Source organism: Mastigocoleus sp. MO_188.B34, assembly GCF_030065675.1.
Classification (GTDB): Bacteria; Cyanobacteriota; Cyanobacteriia; order Cyanobacteriales; family Nostocaceae; genus Mastigocoleus.
Window position 1 is genome coordinate 1 of record NZ_JASJDK010000010.1, and the last position, 21,357, is coordinate 21,357.

At 35.3% G+C, this 21,357-nt stretch carries 15 protein-coding genes; 7 read left to right on the top strand and 8 right to left on the bottom strand.

The features are described from left to right. Positions 1-311: 311 nt before the first annotated feature. The 3 genes from QNJ50_RS03785 to QNJ50_RS03795 form a co-directional block, all read right to left on the bottom strand. Positions 312-689: a response regulator gene (locus tag QNJ50_RS03785; protein ID WP_300632179.1), complete on the bottom strand. Its 378-nt coding sequence runs from the start codon at positions 687-689 to the stop codon at positions 312-314. A gap of 156 nt (positions 690-845) precedes the next feature. Then, positions 846-2,969, bottom strand: a complete 2,124-nt coding sequence (locus QNJ50_RS03790; RefSeq protein WP_300632180.1) for a PAS domain S-box protein — start codon at positions 2,967-2,969, stop codon at positions 846-848. 410 nt (positions 2,970-3,379) lie between these two features. Next, on the bottom strand, positions 3,380-5,755 hold the full coding sequence (locus QNJ50_RS03795) for a response regulator (RefSeq protein ID WP_300632183.1): 2,376 nt from the start codon (positions 5,753-5,755) through the stop codon (positions 3,380-3,382). A gap of 436 nt (positions 5,756-6,191) precedes the next feature. On the opposite strand from QNJ50_RS03795, the gene ppsA reads away from it, so the two are divergent. From ppsA to QNJ50_RS03820, 5 genes are all read left to right on the top strand, one after another. Continuing rightward, a complete protein-coding gene (ppsA, locus tag QNJ50_RS03800) occupies positions 6,192-8,642 on the top strand; it encodes a phosphoenolpyruvate synthase (RefSeq protein ID WP_300632185.1) in 2,451 nt (816 codons plus the stop codon). 379 nt (positions 8,643-9,021) lie between these two features. After that, positions 9,022-9,591, top strand: coding sequence for a universal stress protein (locus tag QNJ50_RS03805; protein WP_300632187.1), 570 nt, complete (start codon positions 9,022-9,024; stop codon positions 9,589-9,591). A gap of 208 nt (positions 9,592-9,799) precedes the next feature. After that, positions 9,800-10,351, top strand: a complete 552-nt coding sequence (locus QNJ50_RS03810) for a universal stress protein (RefSeq protein WP_300632188.1) — start codon at positions 9,800-9,802, stop codon at positions 10,349-10,351. A 442-nt stretch (positions 10,352-10,793) separates the two neighbouring features. Beyond that, on the top strand, positions 10,794-11,579 hold the full coding sequence (locus tag QNJ50_RS03815) for a hypothetical protein (RefSeq protein ID WP_300632189.1): 786 nt from the start codon (positions 10,794-10,796) through the stop codon (positions 11,577-11,579). 344 nt (positions 11,580-11,923) lie between these two features. Then, positions 11,924-13,243 carry a tetratricopeptide repeat protein gene (locus QNJ50_RS03820; RefSeq protein WP_300632191.1) on the top strand — a complete coding sequence of 440 codons (1,320 nt, stop codon included), beginning with the start codon at positions 11,924-11,926 and terminating at the stop codon, positions 13,241-13,243. Positions 13,244-13,489: 246 nt separating this feature from the next. Here the strand turns inward: QNJ50_RS03820 and QNJ50_RS03825 are convergent, their stop codons facing one another. The 4 genes from QNJ50_RS03825 to QNJ50_RS03840 form a co-directional block, all read right to left on the bottom strand. Then, positions 13,490-14,053 carry a DUF1353 domain-containing protein gene (locus QNJ50_RS03825; RefSeq protein WP_300632193.1) on the bottom strand — a complete coding sequence of 188 codons (564 nt, stop codon included), beginning with the start codon at positions 14,051-14,053 and terminating at the stop codon, positions 13,490-13,492. Positions 14,054-14,467: 414 nt separating this feature from the next. Then, the gene (locus tag QNJ50_RS03830; protein WP_300632194.1) at positions 14,468-15,292 is read right to left on the bottom strand and encodes a YwiC-like family protein; all 825 of its coding nucleotides are present in this window, start codon (positions 15,290-15,292) and stop codon (positions 14,468-14,470) included. Between the two features lie 462 nt (positions 15,293-15,754). Beyond that, on the bottom strand, positions 15,755-16,102 hold the full coding sequence (locus QNJ50_RS03835; protein ID WP_300632197.1) for a FeoA family protein: 348 nt from the start codon (positions 16,100-16,102) through the stop codon (positions 15,755-15,757). A gap of 764 nt (positions 16,103-16,866) precedes the next feature. After that, positions 16,867-17,955 carry a nucleotidyltransferase domain-containing protein gene (locus QNJ50_RS03840; RefSeq protein ID WP_300632200.1) on the bottom strand — a complete coding sequence of 363 codons (1,089 nt, stop codon included), beginning with the start codon at positions 17,953-17,955 and terminating at the stop codon, positions 16,867-16,869. Between the two features lie 670 nt (positions 17,956-18,625). Between QNJ50_RS03840 and rplU the strand changes: the two genes are divergently transcribed. Both rplU and rpmA read left to right on the top strand, forming a co-directional pair. Beyond that, positions 18,626-19,009: a 50S ribosomal protein L21 gene (rplU, locus tag QNJ50_RS03845; protein WP_300632201.1), complete on the top strand. Its 384-nt coding sequence runs from the start codon at positions 18,626-18,628 to the stop codon at positions 19,007-19,009. A gap of 355 nt (positions 19,010-19,364) precedes the next feature. After that, positions 19,365-19,634, top strand: coding sequence for a 50S ribosomal protein L27 (gene rpmA / locus QNJ50_RS03850; protein ID WP_300632203.1), 270 nt, complete (start codon positions 19,365-19,367; stop codon positions 19,632-19,634). A 327-nt stretch (positions 19,635-19,961) separates the two neighbouring features. On the opposite strand, the gene QNJ50_RS03855 is transcribed toward rpmA, so the two are convergent. Beyond that, complete coding sequence (locus tag QNJ50_RS03855; protein ID WP_300632205.1) at positions 19,962-20,450, bottom strand: molybdenum cofactor biosynthesis protein MoaE; 489 nt, start codon at positions 20,448-20,450, stop codon at positions 19,962-19,964. Positions 20,451-21,357: the final 907 nt, after the last annotated feature.

The following is a 21,357-nucleotide window of genomic DNA, read 5'->3' on the forward strand; positions in this document are numbered from 1 at the left end:
AAGGAAATAAAAATTCTTTGGAAACAACTCAAAGAAAGCAAAAAACTATTACAGGTTGGGGAGCATCCATTTCAAAATGACGAAGATAAATAACTGAAGGATTGCATAAAGAACGCGGATTATTCTGAGTATAAAACATCAAACATCAATAACCAAAAGTCAAAAAGCCAGACTTAAAAACCTAATATGAGTCGTTATCAGTGCTCTTATTCTAGCAGAATTATTGTGTTCCCATAAATAAATTGACTTAAAACATTAATTTTGGTTGATTTATTAAATATTCGTTTGTAAAAAAGAGTTAATTAAATTTATTAATTCCAATTAAGAGCTTTCGCTATTTGACTTGGTAACTCCAAGGGCTCAAATGGTTTAGGAATAGTAGCCTTAATACCTATTTCAGCCAATTCTTGGTCTTGAGTAACTTCTGCTTTTGCTGTCAGCAAAACAATAGGTATGTCTTTGGTTAATTCACTTAGCTGCAATTTTTTGAAAGTCATTATACCATCCATTTCAGGCATCATAACATCAAGCAGAATAGCGTCAGGCTGTTCTTTCTCTGCTAACTCAATACCGGAAATACCTGAATTAGCAGTGATAACTTCCCACCCTGCTACAGTTTCTAAACAAATTTGAATGACTTCCCGAACATATTCTTCATCATCAATTACTAGTATACGTTTATTTTCCATCTTTAATTATAAGAGTGAATGTTTATAGTATTTAAATACTATTTAATATTCTAATATTGATATTCTTACAGAACTTTACTCAAGAAGCACTTTTAACTAGAATTAATTTACGTTTTTTATAATAACTGTTGAGGTATTTTGATATTCATCTATATATTACTCCTCATATAAATGTAGGGGCAAAATTAAATAGAAAGTACTACCTCGATCTAATTTACTTTCAACCCATATTTTCCCTAGGTGTTGTTGCACAATATACTGACAGATAGTCAATCCCAAGCCACTACCCTCTTTTTTTCGAGTGTCAGAAGTATCAACCTGATGAAATTTATCAAATATATTACCTATTTTATCGTTGGGAATACCACATCCTTCATCTTTTACTTGAAAGCTAACATAAGCGCCAGTATACTTGCGGGAGGAATATTCAGATAAATTCTTATATTCACCAATGCAAGTTTCTAAATCTTCACAAATAGAAGCACTTAAGTACACATTTCCTCCAGATGTGGAGAATTTGATCGCGTTGCTCAGTAAATTAGTTAGAGTTTGAACAATGCGATCGCCATCAGCCCAAATTTGAGCGGAAACAGTCGATATAGATAAGCTAACTCCATAACGTTGCGCCATCGTTTGCATCTTATTTGCAGCATAAACAATAATTTCAGATACTTCACAAATTTGTTTATGCATCTTCATTTTGCCGTAAGTGATGCGTTCGATATCTAGAATATTGTTAACTAATTCTACTAAGCGTGCTGTACTGTCAGCTGCAATATGTACTAAGCGTTTTCCCTTAGTTGACTTCGCATCTATTAACCCGCGATCCAAAATACCTAAAGACCCATGAATTGATGCAAGGGGGGTACGGAGTTCGTGACTGACAACGGAAATAAACTCATCTTTCATTCGCTCAATAATTTGGCGATCGCTAATATCTTTAAATGCAATGACCGCTCCGACAACTTTACCCTTATCTAAAATTGGATTTTGAATATATTCCACTGGAAATACAGAACCATCTTTTCGTCGAAATATATCGTTGCTGACTTCCTGTGTTTTCAACTTTCTCACCACACATTCAATATCTGCGTCAGGGTTTTCCAAGCATGGGTTATTTGCTAGCAGCATATCTATATTTTGACCGATTAACTCTTGTTTTTTGTACTTAAGTAAACTGATTGCTGCAGGGTTTACAAATGTGATTTTTCCTGATTTATCTAAACCAAACAAACCTTCTCCAATAGAATTCAGAATTAATTCATGTTTTTGAGAAAGTTCTAATAAAGCTTCCTTTGATTTTTTTTCTTCGCTAATGTTACGTAATATAGCCGTAAAAATAATATTTTTATCTAACTTTAGTTTAGAAATTGAAGCTTCTACTGGAAATTCTTCACCATTCTTTTTCCTGACAAATATTTCTTGACGTTTACCCATTCTCCTAGCTCTGTCATTTGATTTTTCAAAATCAACAACATATTTTCTATGACTTTGATGGTATTTTGTTGGTAAAAGTATATCAAGGGGTTTTCCTATTACTTCTGCTGCTGTATAACCAAAAATTTTTTCTGCACCTTGATTGAACAAAAGAATATTTTGCTCTTTATCTATAGAAATAATTGCGTCATCAGCGATATCAACAATACCAGAAAGATATTTATGAGATATTTGCAAAGCTTTTTCCATTTCTTGGCGTTGATTAACCTCTGATTCCAATCTCTGATTGATTTCAATAAATTCTGCAGTTTGACTAAATCCCTGTTGTTGAATTTCTTCTGACTTCTGTTGAGCATTAATGGAATTTCGTCTGAGTTCCAAAATCATCATCACCTGTTTCCCAAGTGCTTTGAGAACTTCTATTTGCTTTAAACTTAAAAAACGTGGTGTATAGTCAAGTACGCATAAAGTTCCAACAGAATATCCAGCAGCATTTATTAAGGGAACACCTGCATAGAAACGAGCTAATTTCCCATCGATGGTGAAGGAGTTTTGCTCGAAGCGTTCATCTTCCAAACTATCTGTGACAATTAATAGATTAGGGTTGGAAATAGTAAAATTACAAAACGGTATTTCCTTTTTTACTCCTTCCCAACCAATACAAGATTTGAACCAGTGCTTTTCGGTATGAATCAAATTAATTACAGCTACAGGGGTTTCACAAATGTTTGCAGCTAAATAAACCAGATTATCAAATACTGGCTCTGCTTCGGAATCTAAAATTTTATATTCATAAAGAGCCTCAATACGTTCTGTCTCATATTCAGAACTGGAACTGTTCATTCTTTAATACTTTTTTGATTAATTGTTAAATGACTAAATTTTCTACCAGAGAAAGAGTTAAATTTGCTAATATGGGAACTTTTTATAAAATTGAAAAGAAAACGGTATTCAAAGTTTTTAAATCAGGTTTTAAATCTAAAAATAGTTGCGAGCAGTTCAGCTAAATGTAAATTGTAAATCTGCTTTTATATTTCTGTAAAAACTGTACTGTGAACAGCTATACATAAATATTGCCCCAAATTTTTTTGAAATTAATTCAATGCTTGTGAATGACCTTGCTAAAGCCATAATTTACCTGATTTGCTTCTTTTTAAAGAATAAAAGGGTATAAAAATGAGAAATTAATCCAATTATACTGGTTCGAGATCCTATGATTAACTCCAGATTTTTTATATTTCTATACATTTTTGCTAAACATGGGAACCTCTAGCCAACTTTGCATTGGACAAATCCCGAACTGCGGATACATATAATTTTTGTAATTCAGTACCATCTTCAGGATATAGTGCCAATCCCACGCAAGCATTTACTTTGAGCTTATTACCATCTGGAGCGAAAAACTCTTGCTGATTTAAGCTTTCTAAAATTTTTCCGATCTCCTTTCTTGCTCGATCGCGATTCACTCCATACATACATATAATAAACTCCCCCCCTCCCCAACGGGCAACTACATCTTCCTGATTAAAAGATTTTCTTAAAGTTTGCCCTACTTCGCGCAATACAGAATCACCAATTGCGTAACCAAATGTATTATTAATATGTTTAAAGTTTTGCAAATCTAAAATTGTGAAACATAAAGGTTGACGACATCTTTGGCTGAGATGCAAAAACTTTTCTATTTCCTGGGATGATTTATGACGATTGGCTAATTTTGTCACAGGGTCGGTTTCTGCAAGGGTACGAACTAGTTTTATTCTTTCTAAGCGATTAATAATCCGAGCAACCAGTTCTGGACCAATAATTGGTTTGCTAACAAAATCATCAGCACCAACGTTAAATACTTGGTTTACGCTGTCAATATCCTTATAAGCAGTAAGAAACAAAATTGGTAAACCACCCCAACGAGCATCATTCCTCACGACTTGACATAATTCAATGCCACTCACATGAGGCATTTTAATATCTAAAATTAATAAATCTGGTTCCGTTTCTTCTAAGGTATCCCAAAATTTTTGTGGTTCGCTCAAAGTTACAATTTTTAGCCCCCAGGGCTGTAGTAAACTTTGCAGCATTGCTAAGGTTTGTGGGTCGTCATCAACAGCTAGAATGACTGCTTCTGAAGTTTGGTCATTTTGTCTTAAAGCTCGATCAACTACTTCTAAAACTTCATTTGCAGGTAGGGGTTTATGTAGAAAAACTTTGCTTCCCTTGCGAGCAACTTCAACGCGATAATTTAAGCTATCTTCAGATGTGAATACAATAATCGGTATAGGTTGCTTAAAAACACTAATTTCATTTAAGAATTCCAAACCTTTTTCGATTGTTCCTGCAACAGCAGGATCGAACAGTATGAGGTGGGGGGTTTGATTGTATATTTTTTTGAGTGCCGTTTGTATATTTGTTGCAACTTCCGCCCTAATTCCCCGCACATCAGCCTCAATAAACAGTTCGCTTATCAGTTGACGGTCTTTTTCAATTATTAATAAAAATGGTTTTTCATCAGAACTAATTGATGAGGTAGAAGTCGGGCTGGAAATGGATGTTTCAGTATTATTGTAGTTATTTACTTCTTGACGCAGGGCGATCGTCAACAGATTCAGCTGTTTGATTGCTTTTGGTTGTAAAGATAATTGTTGAGACTTCAAATTTTCTGGGTTGAGCAAACTTTCAATTTTACGGGCTAAACCGGAAGCTTTACTTAAACCAAAAGTACCTAAAGAACCGCCTAAAGTATGAGCTTCCCGATGTGCTTGTGTGAGTAAATCTCGATCAATTCTGTTCTCTTCAATTGCAGTAGCAGCTTGTACTAATGTATCTATTTGTTGCTCAACTCTACCTTGAAATTGCCTCCAGACTCCTGCTAAAGCTGCTAAGGTTTGTTGTTGAGTTTGTTTACTAATTTCAGATAAGTCATTCTTGGCAGACTTTTTCGCAGTTTTTTTCCGTTTCTTGCTGTCGGAAATTTTGAGACGATAACCGATTCCATAAACTGTTTCAATTGCATCGACCACACCAACAGCCTTTAACTTTTGTCGTAAACCCTTGATTTGGGTTCTTACAGCTTCTTCCCCTGGGGTACTATCAAAAGACCAAACCCGATCTAAGATGGCGCTACAACTAAAAACCCTACGGGGATTTCGCATGAAAAGTTCGAGCATGGCATACTCTTTGGGAGTAAAATGGATTATCTTCCCGTCACAGGTTACTTCACAACTTCTGGGGTCTAAACGTAAATTGTCCCACTCAAGCACTGGCATAGAAGTAGCATTGCTACGACGCAGTAAAGCCCTCACCCGTGCGACCAATTCTTCTGGATCGCAAGGTTTTACAAGATAGTCATCAGCACCTGCATCTAAACCTACAGCTTTCTCATGACTACTGTTTTTACCTGTCAGCAATAGAATAGGCATTTGATACCCGTATTTACGCAATCGCTGACAAAGAGCTATACCATCTAACTTCGGTAAAATTACATCCAACAAAATTAAATCGTAGTCAAAAGCTTGCACTAAATCCCAAGCTGATTCACCATCATGTGTCATTTCTACAACATAGTTCTGCACCTCAAGAAAAGAGGTAAGTGCTTGTGCAGTAAATTCATCATCATCTACTACCAGAATTTTCATGCGAAAAAATAAGCCAAACTATTGCTGATTTTAAAGCAGCCCTTATAAGTTTAAGCAGCAAGGCAAAATTAATTTAATATTTCGTGGCATCAGGAACCAAGAACAGAGCACAGTAAACAGATAATATAATTCAATAGTAATATATAAATTTAGATAACAAAACCTGTATCCATAAGCACAGGAAATTTTCAATTTTGTAATATATAAAGTAAAAAATAGTCTTTATTTAATAAAATCTTACCCAATTTCTATGAATTATGTGAGGAGCTTTTTGATAAAGTTCTAAATGACGGCGATTTAAACCTTTCACCAATACCCATCCTCACAAATTCCTCAAATTATCTTTGTATAACAGTGAATATCGAGCGAAGAGGATAAAAGAGCTTAAATCAGTACTTTCTTTTGTTGTGCAATACCTTTGATAGGAAGCTTTACTATGTTAAACAAAGTAATTGATACCCACCAACAATCTAAAGAAAAATGTCTAGTATTATCTTTCCATGAAGTAGGAATTGCAGATATTTCTCTAGTGGGTGGTAAAAATGCTTCTTTGGGGGAAATGATCCGCCTGCTCACACCTAAAGGTGTTAAAGTACCCACAGGATTTGCAACTACTGCTGAGGCTTATCGTTATTTTATTAAAGCCGGTGGATTAGAAACCCAATTAAGAGATATTTTTGCTTCGTTAGATGTAGAAAATATTGATAGTCTGCGAAAATGTGGTAGGAAAGCGAGGAATTTGATCCTACAAACCCCTTTCCCAGAGGAATTGCAAAAATCCATTGCAACAGCTTATAAAAATCTTTGCTCTGAGTATGGTCCTGATATTGATGTAGCAGTTCGCTCCAGTGCAACAGCGGAAGACTTACCCGATGCAAGCTTCGCTGGACAACAAGAAACTTATTTAAATGTTCACGGTCTATCGGCTGTTTTACAAGCTTGTCATAAATGCTTTGCATCTATTTTTACAGACCGTGCAATTTCTTACCGACAACTTAAAGGCTTCGATCACTTTAATGTGGCTTTGTCAGTAGGCGTACAAAAAATGGTACGTTCTGATTTAGCTGCTTCTGGTGTAATGTTTTCCATCGATACCGAAAGCGGTTTTAAAGATGCGGTATTAATTACAGCTGCCTATGGTTTAGGTGAAAATGTAGTCCAAGGGGCAGTAAATCCAGATGAGTACTTAGTATTTAAGCCTACATTAAAGCAAGGGTATCGCCCAATTTTAGATAAACGCCTCGGCACCAAAGAAATTAAAATGGTGTACGATTTAGGCGGTTCTAAATTAACTAAAAATATTCCTGTACCTCCAAGCCAGCGTCAGAAATTTGCTTTAGATAATGATGAAATTTTACAATTAACGCACTGGGCTTGCATAATTGAAGAACACTATTCCCAAGTACGGGGTACTTATACTCCAATGGATATTGAATGGGCAAAAGATGGTATTACTAATGAATTATTTATTGTCCAAGCTCGTCCAGAAACAGTCCAGTCGCAAAAGCTAAATAATATCCTCCGGACATACCGCCTCAAAAACGATACAAACATATCCAGGGAAAAATCTTTATTGGTGACAGGTCGCAGTGTTGGCGAAATGATCGGTCAAGGTAAAGCCAAAATTATTCTCGACGTACATAATCTTAACTTGTTCGAACCAGGAGAAGTGTTAGTAACTAACCGTACCGATCCTGACTGGGAACCAATAATGAAAAAAGCTGGTGCAATAGTAACAAATTCAGGAGGACGCACCTGTCACGCAGCAATTATTGCAAGAGAAATGGGAATTCCTGCAATAGTTGGTTGCGGTAATGCTACTACCGTTTTAAAAACTGGACAAGACATTACCGTTTCTTGTGCAGAAGGAGAAACAGGTAAGGTTTATCAAGGATTATTACCTTACGAAGTCGAAGAAGTAAAGTTGGAGAAATTACCCCGTACTCAAACTAAAATCATGATGAATGTGGGTAATCCAGAAGAAGCTTTTGGTTTGAGTGCTATACCTAATGATGGGGTAGGACTTGCAAGGATGGAATTTATTATCGCCAATCATATTAAAGCCCACCCATTAGCATTAATTAACTTTGATATATTAGAAGACAAACTCGCTAAATCCAAAATTGCAGAATTAACTAAACAATACCAAGACAAACCTCAATTCTTTGTAGATAGATTAGCGCAGGGTATAGGTACTATTGCTGCAGCATTCTATCCCAAACCTGTCATAGTTCGTCTCAGTGATTTTAAGAGTAACGAATATGCAAACCTTTTAGGTGGAAGGGAATTTGAACCCAAAGAAGAAAATCCAATGTTGGGATGGCGCGGTGCTTCTCGCTACTATGACGAACGTTATCGTCAGGGCTTTGCTCTAGAATGTCAAGCCATGAAAAGAGTACGGGATGAAATGGGTTTAACCAATGTAATTTTGATGGTTCCATTTTGTCGTACTCCAGAAGAAGGTAATCGTGTTTTAGCAGAGATGGCGAAAAATGGCTTAGTTAAGGGTGAAAATAACCTACAAGTCTATGTAATGTGCGAGTTACCATCTAATGTCCAATTAGCCGATGAATTTAGCCAAATTTTTGATGGATTTTCTATTGGTTCTAATGACTTGACTCAGTTAACACTTGGTTTGGATCGAGATTCAGGATTAATTGCACATTTGTTTGACGAACGAAATGAAGCAGTGAAACGGACAATAGCCAAAGCTATAACTACTGTTAAACTACACGGACGTAAAATTGGTATCTGCGGACAAGCACCCAGTGATTATCCAGAATTTGCTCGTTTCTTAGTCCAACAAGGTATTGACTCTATCAGTCTCAATCCTGACTCAGTATTGAAGACCTTGTTAAAAGTCGCTGCTGTCGAGCAGGAAAGTTAAAAATTATATTTACTTGGAAGGGAACAGGGAACGATAAAGCAAGAAACACAAGGTTAGAAATTCACATTTCCATTGACGCTCAAGTTCAAATTCAAATTCAAGTTCAAATTCAAGTTCAAATTCAAATTCATCTCTAAATTCTTGATTAGCCCCGAACGCTCCGCGCATGCTCTTCGAGCTTATCGCTTTGCGCATGTCCTGAATCGCACCTGCAGTGTTTGTTGACGCGGCTTAGCCGTTTGTTGACGCGCTATGCGAACGCCGGAAGGCGCGTACTAACACGGAGTGCGTCTAAACGGGCTTATCGCTCCCTAATTCCCAAACTTCTTCTAATACTCCCAATACCTCCTAAACTTCCTAACATCCAAGGAGTTAACCCATGTTTCACAAACTTCTTGTTGCGATCGATACTTCTGATATGAGCCAGTACGTTTTTGATGAAGCTGTATCTTTAGCAAAAACAAATAATGCACGCTTGCTGTTACTTCATGTCTTAAATCCCTTAGATGAACAATATATTGATGGTACAGTCATAGAACCAATTATTTTTTATTCAGAATACCAAGGCGAAAATGATAAAACATATATTGATTGGCAAAAGCTCAAAGAAAAAAGATTGAAATGGCTCCAATCTCAGCGTGATCGGGCAAAAAAATTAGGTATGGTCGCTGAATCTAATCAACATATTGGCGAAGCAAGTCGAACAATTTGTAATGTTGCTCGTAGCTGGGGTGCAGATTTAATTGTGATCGGTCGTCGCGGTCGTAGTGGTTTGAGTGAATTTTTTCTTGGCAGCGTTAGTAATTATGTACTGCATCATGCATCTTGTTCGGTGTTAATTGTACAAGGTCCACTTATTCAGACCAACGGTCGAAAAGTATCTCAAACAAAAACATTAGAAACTGAAACTGAAACTAAAACTGAAACTAAAGCTGAAAATAGTATTTGAAATGAAATCTATTCGCATCTTATGAGGAGAAAATCAAAAGTGAGAAATCAGAAATAACTAATTCAATCATTCATATCAAATCCGTTAGCATCGGAATTATATATTTTATATGAACAAAGGTTCAGAGTTTTTTCAATCACCTTTTAAATCATTCCAAAGTAAACGGAAAGAATATCACCCCTATTTTCCAATCTTTTAGGAGTAAAATATGTTTCAAAAAGTTCTAGTTGCGATAGATACTTCTGATATGAGTCAGCACGTTTTTGATGAAGCTGTATCTTTAGCAAAAACAAATGATGCGCGCTTGCTGTTGCTTCATGTCTTAAATCCATTGGACGAACAATATATCGATCCTGTATTTGTTCAACCAACAATTCTTTATCCAGAGTACCAAGCTCAAAGGAATGAGATACATCTCAAAGATTGGACAAAGCTTAAGGAAGATAGGTTGAAATGGCTACATTGTCGGTGCGAAAAAGCGAAAAAAATAGGTATTGTAACTGAATGTAACCAATATATTGGTGAAGCAGGTCGAACTATTTGTGATACAGCACTTAGCTGGGGTGCAGATGTAATTATTATGGGTCGTCGCGGTCGGCGCGGTTTAAGTGAATTTTTCCTGGGTAGTGTTAGCAATTATGTATTACATCATGCATCTTGTTCTGTACTAGTTGTACAAAGTCCGGTGAATGAAACTATTGATGAAAAAGTATCTCAAACAGAAAAAATAGCTGAGACAGAAAAAAGCTCAACTTCATAATTCTAGATTTTTAACATCCTAAATCTTATCAAGGGTTAATTTACAGAAAATCGCACAATTGTTTTTGGTGAAAGTAGAAAAAATAGTATTATTACAGAGGTAAATTTTACTTTCCCGTTTATTCTGTAGGTACACAGACAAAGATAATCTGTAGAAATATATCATGGCACTTATGAATAAGTGCTTTTGTTTTATATGAATTGTTTAGGAATGAGAATTTAATAACCTGTAATTCTGAAATTTGGAATGGTGCGTTACGCGATGCTAACAGCACCCTAATTTTGTACTTTATTTAATCCACATTCCTTAAAAACAGCAAAAATACATTCTATTACAATCTCTATTTAAGACTTGCTGAATATTACAAAATAAATGCACCAAGACTTTGGTTATGGTCTCAGGACACAGGAGAATTAATTCGTACCCTGGAAGGACATTCTAATTGGGTACAATCAGTGGCGATCGCCCCCGATGGAAAATTATCGCGAGTGCTAGCATTGATGGTACAATTAAGCTGTGGCAGCCAGATGGGAAATTACTCCTAAACTTGCAAAACCCTCGGGCGGTATATTCAATCGCTTGGAGTCCTGATGGGAAAACCCTTATTAGTGGGGATGGTAATGGTAAGCTTAAATTTTGGACTCGTGAAGGTAAGCTAAGCCGTTCCATAAATGCTCATACAGGTAACATTGTATCCATTGCCTTTACTCCTAATGGTAAGTTTATTGCTAGTAGGAGTTTCGGCGATCAAGAAATAAAGCTTTGGAATATTAAAACGAATAAATTAGTTCATCGTTTGACTGGTGGTTCCGTAGGTGGGGTAAATTCTCTGGTGATCGATCCTAATGGTAAGTTTCTTGCTGGTTATTTCCGTATGAAAGGAGATATTTACTCCAATGGAGCAGTGAGAATATGGGGGTTAGAGACCGGAGAAGTTTTTGATACTTTCGATGTGAAGATAAATAGACCCCATGCAATAGCTTTTAGTCCCGTTAGCGCAGCGTCCCCGCAGGGGATTGGGAAAACCCTTGCAGTTGGTGGGTTTGGTTCGGAAATTCAGATTTGGAGTATGTCTGCACCTAAGAGCAAGGGAAATTTCCAGGTCGCACCTAGTTTACCTTACACCGGTCATGTCTATTCTTTAACTTTCAGTTCAGATGGAAAAACCCTTGTAAGTAGTGGTGCAGATAACGGAGGTAGTGTTGCTATCTGGTCTATAGGTGAATAGATGTCACTATTGACACAATGATTGATTATTTCCATCTTATTGTGTATTGCAAAAATTTTCACCCTTGAGTGAGAAATATAGAGCATTAGATTGTTTTTGATATTCTCAAAACCTGATTTTGTAAGGGAAATTTATATAAAATATTTCACACTTAATAAAATGAATTGGTAGTTATAATTAATTGCAACATTCGAGCAAATTTAATATTTGCACTCTGCCTAATGCTGAAATAGGTTAGTTAGAATGGGTACTTATGAACCTCTTTATAACTTAACGACTAAATTAACGACAATTAGTGTCACCCGTCCTTAAAAACAAATTTCCTGAGTTTATCAAAAAAAATTATGAGTCAAGAATATTACAATCAAGGCTTAGAAAAATTAAAGGAAAAAGACCACAAAGCAGCAATCGAACAATTTACTCATGCTTTGCAGGTAAATCCTTACTTTGCCGATGCCTACCGCTATCGGGGGTTAGCATACTATGAATCAGGAGATATATATCAAGCAATTTCCGATTATAGTGAGTGTTTAAAATTAAATCCTAGGAATGGAGAAGCTTATTATTGTCGCGCGCTGGCAAGATTAGAGTTAAAAAATTTACCTGGAAGTTTAGATGATGTCGAAAAAGCTATTAATATCAACATCAATCATGCCGCAGCCTATGATTTACGGGGAATAGTTCGGCGCAAACAAGGCTATACCACAGATGCGATCGCAGACTTTAAAAAAGCAGCAGATTTATATCTGCGACAGAAAGATAAGGAAAATTGTCGGCTTTGTTTAGAAAAAATTAAACAGTTACAGCCAAAAGAATATCAAACAACCACAGGACACCTTGCTCAAGAATCTAGAAATCAACAACCTAAAAATCAAACATCTAAAAATCAAAATTCACCAATAGTATCTGAAAGCGATTATTTGACCCAATTATTAGATAAAGCCGAACGCGGGGATACCCCAGAAGCATTAGAGGATTTGAACTGGTTACTTTTAACAGATCCTCAAGATGGTAAAGCTTATTGTTGTCGAGGTATAGTCCGCTTCAAACAAGGTAAATATCAAGAAGCAATTTCAGATTTCAATCAAGCTTTAGGATTAGATTTTCGGGATGCAATTGTTTACCGGAGTCGTGGTAAAGTACGTTCTCATTTAGGGGATTTTCAAGGAGCAATTAAAGATTTCAATTCTGCAATTAGTATCGATCCAGAAAATACCTTAGTTTATGTCGGTAGAGGTAATGCTTACCGAGAAATGGGCAATTACATCGGAGCCATAGAGGATTATACCAGTGCCATTGAACATGATTCCAACAATGCCCACGCTTACTACAATCGCGGTATTGCTTATACCTATATTGAAGAAGTACAACGTGCTGTAGATGACTGTCAACGCGCCATCAGCATATTTTGCGAAAAAGAAGACTGGGAAAATTATCAAACAGTTTTAAATCATATGAAGAGATTTAAATCTCCCAGTCCCGAAATTCAAAAAACAAACGATGAAATTCTCCGACAGCGTCTTTTAAGATTGGTAGGGGGACATTGGGCGATCGCACAAAGATTAATCGAACAAGCAAAACATTACTATCCAGGTATGTCTGAAGAATGGTATCTAGAAACAGTAATTTATGATTTAGAGCGTGACAAAGATGATTCTAATTGAGACTAAAAATAAATTAAATAAAATAAAATTAAATTTAATTAAATTAACTTAGACTAACTTAAATATTGGCTAACTTTCTATTCCAGCAATTTTGTCTTGACAATCCCCAAGCTAAAGTTAATTTTTGATTAAACATGTAGATTTTTTAAGTTTGCCAATAAATCATAATTTTAGTAGGGGGATTTTCTTTATCCTTTTTGTGATTAATATTTGATATTTGAATTTAATTTGATAATTTTGTTTAACTCATACTTTTATTTGGGTCATATCATTAATTTTTTTCTCACTGGAATTCCAGTACCATCCACCAAAAAACTTGACACCTATATATCCCAACAATCTACGCCATCTGCTTACACCTGCTTGTTGCATCATTAGAAGAAATAGATCGTCAACTTCTTTGCGAGAATAGTAAACCCCTTCAGTTTTGATACTACCCAATATTGGTTTTTGGTGTAAATACCCTCTGGTTCCTCCCCTACTCATATACATGAAATCATGAACTAATGGTGCTTCCAGTGAAAGCTCATGGGTTCCTATTATTATCCAAAATAGTCTGGGAATAGAAGAAAGGTCGAACTTGAAACCTTTATCTAAAAGAATTGTAGATTTTTTCATATCATCTTTGTAAGAATATTGTTCTTCCAAAGTCCATATATTATTCTGGGGGTCGTAAGATACTTTTGCTCTTGGAAATTTTGGTATTGCTTGTTTCTGAAAGATTTGCATCAATATACTTTTCCAAGTATTACGATCTACTTTTGTTTGTGGGTATTCTGATATTATTTTTTGATTGAAAATTTGCATCATTTGATTTTCTCTGGTCTGTGTAAAAGGTTTTTTGTGTTTTCTAACTATTTCTTCAGACCAAAAGTCTTTATTTACGTATTTTTTAAGTAAAAATCGACACAAAATTTATCTTACAGAAAGCTGTAATGAATAAACATACAATTATTGACTAGCAAAACAAGAATAACAAACAAGCTCAATTGTATGAGAACAAATGAGCTTATAAGTACTAAAAATATAGTTAAGTATTTAAACTAGTTATAATTCCTATAGCCGTGCAGAAAACTGAAGACTCTTTCTTATTCCGCATCCATTCCACTTTTCTTGGGGATTTAGTGGGAAATGATTAAGCAACGCCATATTGAATTTTTGTCGCCCTACGGGGATAGTCTGTTATGTCCTACGGACAGCTAATGATTTGTGTATAGGGCTGGGCTACAAATGAGCTGGTAAAACACTAATTGCTGCTATAGCCACATAGATTAAGGCAAAACGGGTTTCAAATACAGCGACATATTGAAATCGAGCTTTACAATACCAACTACGAATCCCAATAACCACAGCAAATTTAATTAAAGCAACAACGAATGCTAAAGCTGTAAAGATATTCAACCAACCTAGAAAATAAAACCCAGTGATTATCGTGGTTGCAATTGCGTGATATGTCACCCCCAACATCAAAGAACTTGTCTTCTTACGTCGTAGTTTGATGGTGAAAATCGCACTACCAAAGAACAATGTATTTAATAACCAAACTGCTATTACTTCTACACAAAGGCTATGTGTAGTTGCTGCATAAGCCAAAGGAGTTGATAAACAAATCGCTGCAAATATCACCAGTTCATTGAGAATTGACTTATGTCTTTTCTGCAACACAGCAACAACATCAGCGATGAATGCTATCAAGGCTAAAACATAGATCCAGACTAAAATCGGAGACTGAAACCACAACCAAGTAGCGATCACAATTGCGATCACCCCATAGATTCCACTCCAAATCAAAAATCTAGGTTTCCACGTACTTCTTTGTTTAATCTGAACCACCAAAGGATGCTCTGCTTGCAAAGCAAAAAACGCACAAACAAATGCTAATGTTGTGCAATAATTCCAGGCTTGAGCTAAAGCCGATCCGGTCACAACAGAACCGAACAAAACCAGCAAGACTCCATGCTCTGGAGAAAAAGTCGGTCTCAACCAAGTTTTGAAATTAATTTGCAACTGTTGCTTTGAAACATCTGATGCTGTAGCAAATCCAATCATGCCGCTATTCCCAATATGCAACCTTTACAGCAGAAAAAAACATCTGACAGCGTTATCCTATTCGCAATTAGATAAAATTAGTTTTAGTTAATTAATGCTTTGATTAGCGATACTTATAATTACATATTGATTTATTTGATATAAATTGTCAATAGTGAAAAAATAATTAATTTGTATTACAAATCACAATCCACGCTAAATGATTTGAAACCTGGGCGTCCTAAACAAGACCATGAAGTTATTCTGGGTAACTTTATAAGTAGCTGAAATGGGTTCTTGAAATACAGTAATTTGCGAGTAAATGAGGTACAAAATTATATCCTCAAACTCGTTTTATTTGAGTGCTAATGTCTGTCCGAGTCTGATTCATCATCAAGTTGAAGTATGCTGTAAGTACTTGAGTGAAATTGATTAAAAAATTTGTTAGAGAAGGGAGTAGAGAGTAAAAATAGCTGATGTGACCTATGAAAACCTTTTCACAAAAATACTACTAGCCATGTCTGCACCTAGCCCTAAACATTTATCATTTAAGTTGACAACTACAGAACCGGTTTTGGTCACACTAATGACCTGTAATTCAGCTCCAATCGTAAATCCCATATTCAATAAGTAATCAATGCAGTCTATGGGGTCAATTTCGACAATACAAACAACATCTCCCAGTTGAGTTTCAGATAGTGAAATCAAATTCGCACGAGAGTTCAAGTTGATTTTTCGAGATTGAGCGCCACAAAAAAACTGGAATCCAGCCCATCTTCCAGTCTCTGGCGAATTAAAGTTGCTATCTAAATTATCATTATTATTCAACACTGACCTCCGTTTTTGATGTTATTTACTTATTTGAGTTTTTAATTTATTTATAGAAATCTACTCTCGAAACCCAATTTTATAAGAATATATATTTAGTAATCTATCGCTAAGTTTTATCAATAAAAAGATAAATTAGTTACTATTATAATTTTTATATTCGATCAGATTACTATTAAATTATGGAGAGTGAAGGATATGACAATTACACCACAAAGATTCCATACTGTTAATATATTAACTCATCTATTGAGAAAAATAATCAATTAATATATTATTAATATCAGAATTTACATACCAAAATTTTCACGTTTTCTCTAATCAGAAAGTTCTTCTTGTTGTTGCTATCGGGTGTATTTTGGTTGATTTGATTTTAATTTTCTATTGATATGGTTTTTACTCTTCTATAGAAGTACAGGAGTGAAGTACAGAAGAGATGATACCCATTAAAATCAATGTCCCATATTAAGTTAGGACTTACGCAACCGGCACATTTTTCTTGTAGGGTGCGTGACACAAGCGAGTTAATCTGAACTTATTAATAAGGTTTTGAGTGTCACGCACCACCGGTGTATTGTGACAATTGCGTAAGTCCTGTAAGTGTTAATTCTTGTCGTTTGTCGGTTTTTTGTTAAACAAGCAACTAATCTTGTGGGTTTAGTTACATTGAATCTACAAGATTTTTTATTCTCACTTATTAAATATTAGACATTCAGGTCAATCTGATTATTTTCCTGACTCCTCTTCTTTTTTCTATTGCTAAACTTTTAAAACCCTTGCATTTCGACAAGTTCTATACACAGATCGTTAATTTTATCTAAATCAGGTTTATTTGGTAAATTAGAACCTTCGTAAATCTTATCCATCTCCACAACAACATCATCAGCCATTTTCATGACTTGTTCGTAGGTATATTCACCTCGGAGAATGGCTCTCAAATCTTCTGCATCACCAGCAACTCTGCGATCGACAATTAGTTCTCCGGTGCGTAATATTTCCAATCCACTGCGAAGCAATCGAATGCAATGCATTCCATGCTTGAGGTCAAAACCGGACTTTCTCTCCATTTCAGCCCTCACAGGATTTCGATGTTCTTTCCAAGCTTGATAAGCTTTCCATTCTCGTAGAGTGACCTGATACCTTTGGCTTTTTTTGAGTAAGCGAATAAAATCCTTACGACTATTCGTCAAGTTTTGAGTGTACTCTAAAGTTTCATCCGGTAAAACATACTGTTTCAGCAAACCTTTAAAATCAACTTCTGCAGTTAATAACTTGTATAACTGCTCGGCTTCTTCAAAAAATTCAACCTTACCTCTAATTAATAGATAAAGATATTCCAAAAAAGTATTCAGTTCTTCTTTTGTCAGTAGTGGTTCGTCTTCAATCCCAAAATCAGTAGGAAGCGGCTTTTTTTGGGGAGGATTTAACAACCACTTACGATGGGTTTCCATCTTTTTGATTTGAGCAGACGCGTAGCCAGAATAGGTATGTTTAACCTTTTTACTTAAAAATAACTGACGATTCTCAATTAACAGCTCTCCCACCGATGTCAAAACAGGATATTCTGACAACCACAATAATTCTAAAACATTGGGATTTGCACCAGATAATAACTGGATTAATTTTCTAATCTCATAAATAACCGTATCTGTCGCTCCATCTAAAAATGGAAATATTCCTTCCTCATTCCAACCAGAATCTTTTTGTTCTACTCGGTCAAAACCCAAATAATATCTTTTTGGTGCAATAAATGCTCCCCGGTAATCATAATCTGAATCTGGACGATTTAATCCATACCCATGACTACCCGCTAAGCCAATAAAAATAGTTCTTTTTTCAACATCAATTCTTTTCATGAAGCTCAAATAATTGTAAATGGTAATCAGTAATGTTTGGGATTTACATTCAGAGATTAAGGTGCGAATGAAGTGATAGTTTATTTATTAATTTAAATGATTAATTAATTTAAATGATTGATTAATGTAAATGATTGATTAATGTAAATGACCTATGGATTTGAATTCGCTGAGTATAACAACTGAAGCCATTGTAGTGCTAGCATTTCCAGTAGGTATTAGCAAATAACCGTTGATAAAAGCAGATAAGGTTGATAAAAGCAGATAAGAAAGAAAAAATCTGGGCGGCTGATGCTACCCAGAAATTTTGGTGCTGTCCTGTGTTGTGTCCCTATTAACTACAGAGCCCTACTTATCATTTCGGAAACCAACATAATTTTTTTTTGTGAGCAATTATCTATTTCAGGGGGAATACATAGAAGCACGAATAAATAGTACATAATTACTTTGATGCTCTTAGCTTTATGCTTTTAAACCTTATTTTGTAAATCTGAGACTTTTGTAGATATGATTCAAATTAAGTTGGCTCAAAATAATATTGTCGCTCCGAAATTTTGTTAAAATACTAAACTGCTTACTGTGTAACTCCTGCTCGGATCAGGTAAACAGACGGCAAATGCTGGAAATTAAAATATCCCAGCTACCTGTACGGCAACTTTAAATAAAATCCATGACCTACGCAATTATTGAAACTGGCGGCAAACAAATTAGAGTCGAAGCAGGTCGTTTTTACGACATCGAGCGACTCTCTGTAGACGAAAATGAAAAAGTTACCATTGACTCAGTCTTACTCGTACAGCACAACGGTGAAGTAAACATAGGACAGCCATTGGTAAGTGGTGCGACTGTAGAAGGTACGGTAATGCGACACTTCAGAGATCGCAAAGTGCTGGTCTACAAAATGAAGCCCAAAAAGAAAACTCGCAAAAAGCGCGGTCATCGTCAGGAAGTTACCAGATTGATGATTGACTCTATCAGTTTGAATGGCTCAACTTTGACAGAAGCAGCGACTGAAGAAAGCAGCGCAACACCTGCAGAAGCTAGTGCAGAATAGTGAGTAATGAGTAATGAGTAATGAGTAATGAGTAATGAATAATGAATAAGACTTCTGCTTGAAGTCAGAAAAATCAACTATTGAATTGATTTTTGTGCCTTATTCATGAATAAGGATATTATCAATTTTGCTATTGCTTACAAAAATAATGTACGCACTCACGGCATAAGTTTAACAAAACTGTAAGTTGCTTGATGATAATAAGCTTTTGCTTTGTTACTTATTACTTATTACTTATTACTTATTACTCCGAAAGACTTGGTAAGGTAAGAATATTCACCAAGAAAAATTTGCCAACAGATAAGGTATGGTAAACCTTTATCCTTAATTTTAAAATCAAACACAGGAGAAAATCATGGCTCATAAGAAAGGAACGGGTAGTACCCGTAACGGTCGCGACTCAAATGCTCAAAGACTAGGTGTGAAGCGTTATGGCGGTCAAGCTGTTCGTGCAGGAAATATTATTGTGCGTCAGCGCGGTACCAAGTTTCATCCTGGAAACAATGTTGGTATCGGCAAAGATGACACAATTTTTGCCCTCATCGATGGAGTGGTAGCCTTTGAAAGAAAAGGTAAAAGTCGTAAAAAAATCAGTGTTTATGCAACGACTCCAGGGGCTAGTTAAGTAGGCATATTTTTTCTTTTTTGAACCGGACTAGTCCAGAAAATTTAGAAAAGAAAAATTAATTCACTCTCAGACATAAATTATCCCATCATTATTGTTTTGCTGGACATATAACAGTCAGGCTTCAACAAATGAATGATGGGATGTTTTTAATTTTCAAGTTTCTTCGTAGAGATTTTAGTAAAAAAAACTAGTTATCAAAAGGTGTTAAGTATAGAGGTGTACAAAAATTACCCCCTCTACTTTCAAAATTCCAACACTTCACAACTTCAAAACTCCAAAACTCCAAAATTCCAACACTTCAAAACTTCAAAACTTCAAAATTAATTAGCAATTTTGCTCGCAAGCACCAATACTTACCCAAGTACTAGAACCATCAGCCCAAAATTCTTTTTTCCAAATTGGAGCATTATGCTTGAGAGTATCGATCGCATAACGACAGGCTTCAAAGGCTTCAGAACGATGGGGACAGCCAATAGCAACTAGTACACTAATTTCACCTATTTGCAAACGTCCTATCCGGTGTTGAATAACTATTCGCTTAACATCAGTCCATTGTTGTCGGATATGAGCAGCAATCTGATAAAAAATTTGTAACGCCATTGGTTCATAAGCCTGATACTCTAGCGCAATAACGGCTTTACCATCAGTCTGATTGCGAACCATACCACTCATCATGACTACAGCACCATTAGCATGGTCATCAGCTTTGATATAAGCTTCATCTGGTGACAATGGCGCAAAGCTAATACCGAAGCTATCTTCAGCATTTGGTTTAATAGAGGTACTTCCGGGATTTTTGAAAATTAGATCCATTGGCTATGAAACTGTTATTCAAGGCATTTTAAATATTGTTACATTTTGTATGGCAAAATCGCACTCAATGCATCAGACTTGGAATTAAAGGGGGTTCCTAAAAAGCAAAAACATTTATTAAATACTGTTGATTAATGCCTAGTGGTTAGTAATAACCCTACAGTAAACATATTTGACAAACTCAATTTTTCTTGTAAAGGCAGACTAGCAGCCCATACAAGAAATATATTTGATTGCTAGAATCTATTTTTTTGTGCAAACATTTTAAACAAGTTATTTAAAGAAATTAGTTTAGAGAAAATATTAAACGATTTTAAACATCGAATTTAAAGGTTAAAATTAGAAAAAACAAATATTTTCTCTTTTATTTTTGCTTCATCATACAAAAAAAAGTTTAATATATTCTTCACACGCAACCTTTCGTATTGTATTCAACAGTCTCTTGTTTACTTGCAAGGAATATTTATAATGGAAAGTCAAATTTATAACGAAATTTTCCAATATTGATTGCGAACATTTATTTTGAAATATAAACTTCAAAATGTTGTAATTTTCAAATGTTGTGAATATAACTGTTTGGTAAAAACTTACTCTTGACAAAAACGCTAATAATTACGTAGCTTCTAATATGTATAACTAAGAACATGCAGACAGATAAATCAGAATTAATGGTAATTTATAGGGCATATTACTATAATTAAGGTGATAAAAATAGCTGAACTTAATTAAAAACATTCAAAAATGATTCAATAGAAACAAAACCTTGCGGTTATCGTTTTATTTCTAGAGCTTGAAGCCTAGTTTTAATTTTCTGCACAACAAAAATTATCTGCTCTGAAATACGCTAATTGCAAATGGTGTGAGAATCTTACTCAGTAAACAATAGGAATAAAGATGTCTTTTGCGG

Coding starts and splice junctions, on each gene's coding strand:
- QNJ50_RS03785 (WP_300632179.1), bottom strand. CDS start 689: ATGGAAAATAAACGTATACTAGTAATTGATGATGAAGAATATGTTCGG.
- QNJ50_RS03790 (WP_300632180.1), bottom strand. CDS start 2,969: ATGAACAGTTCCAGTTCTGAATATGAGACAGAACGTATTGAGGCTCTT.
- QNJ50_RS03795 (WP_300632183.1), bottom strand. CDS start 5,755: ATGAAAATTCTGGTAGTAGATGATGATGAATTTACTGCACAAGCACTT.
- ppsA (WP_300632185.1), top strand. CDS start 6,192: ATGTTAAACAAAGTAATTGATACCCACCAACAATCTAAAGAAAAATGT.
- QNJ50_RS03805 (WP_300632187.1), top strand. CDS start 9,022: ATGTTTCACAAACTTCTTGTTGCGATCGATACTTCTGATATGAGCCAG.
- QNJ50_RS03810 (WP_300632188.1), top strand. CDS start 9,800: ATGTTTCAAAAAGTTCTAGTTGCGATAGATACTTCTGATATGAGTCAG.
- QNJ50_RS03820 (WP_300632191.1), top strand. CDS start 11,924: ATGAGTCAAGAATATTACAATCAAGGCTTAGAAAAATTAAAGGAAAAA.
- QNJ50_RS03825 (WP_300632193.1), bottom strand. CDS start 14,053: ATGATGCAAATTTTCAATCAAAAAATAATATCAGAATACCCACAAACA.
- QNJ50_RS03830 (WP_300632194.1), bottom strand. CDS start 15,292: ATGATTGGATTTGCTACAGCATCAGATGTTTCAAAGCAACAGTTGCAA.
- QNJ50_RS03840 (WP_300632200.1), bottom strand. CDS start 17,955: ATGAAAAGAATTGATGTTGAAAAAAGAACTATTTTTATTGGCTTAGCG.
- rplU (WP_300632201.1), top strand. CDS start 18,626: ATGACCTACGCAATTATTGAAACTGGCGGCAAACAAATTAGAGTCGAA.
- rpmA (WP_300632203.1), top strand. CDS start 19,365: ATGGCTCATAAGAAAGGAACGGGTAGTACCCGTAACGGTCGCGACTCA.
- QNJ50_RS03855 (WP_300632205.1), bottom strand. CDS start 20,450: ATGGATCTAATTTTCAAAAATCCCGGAAGTACCTCTATTAAACCAAAT.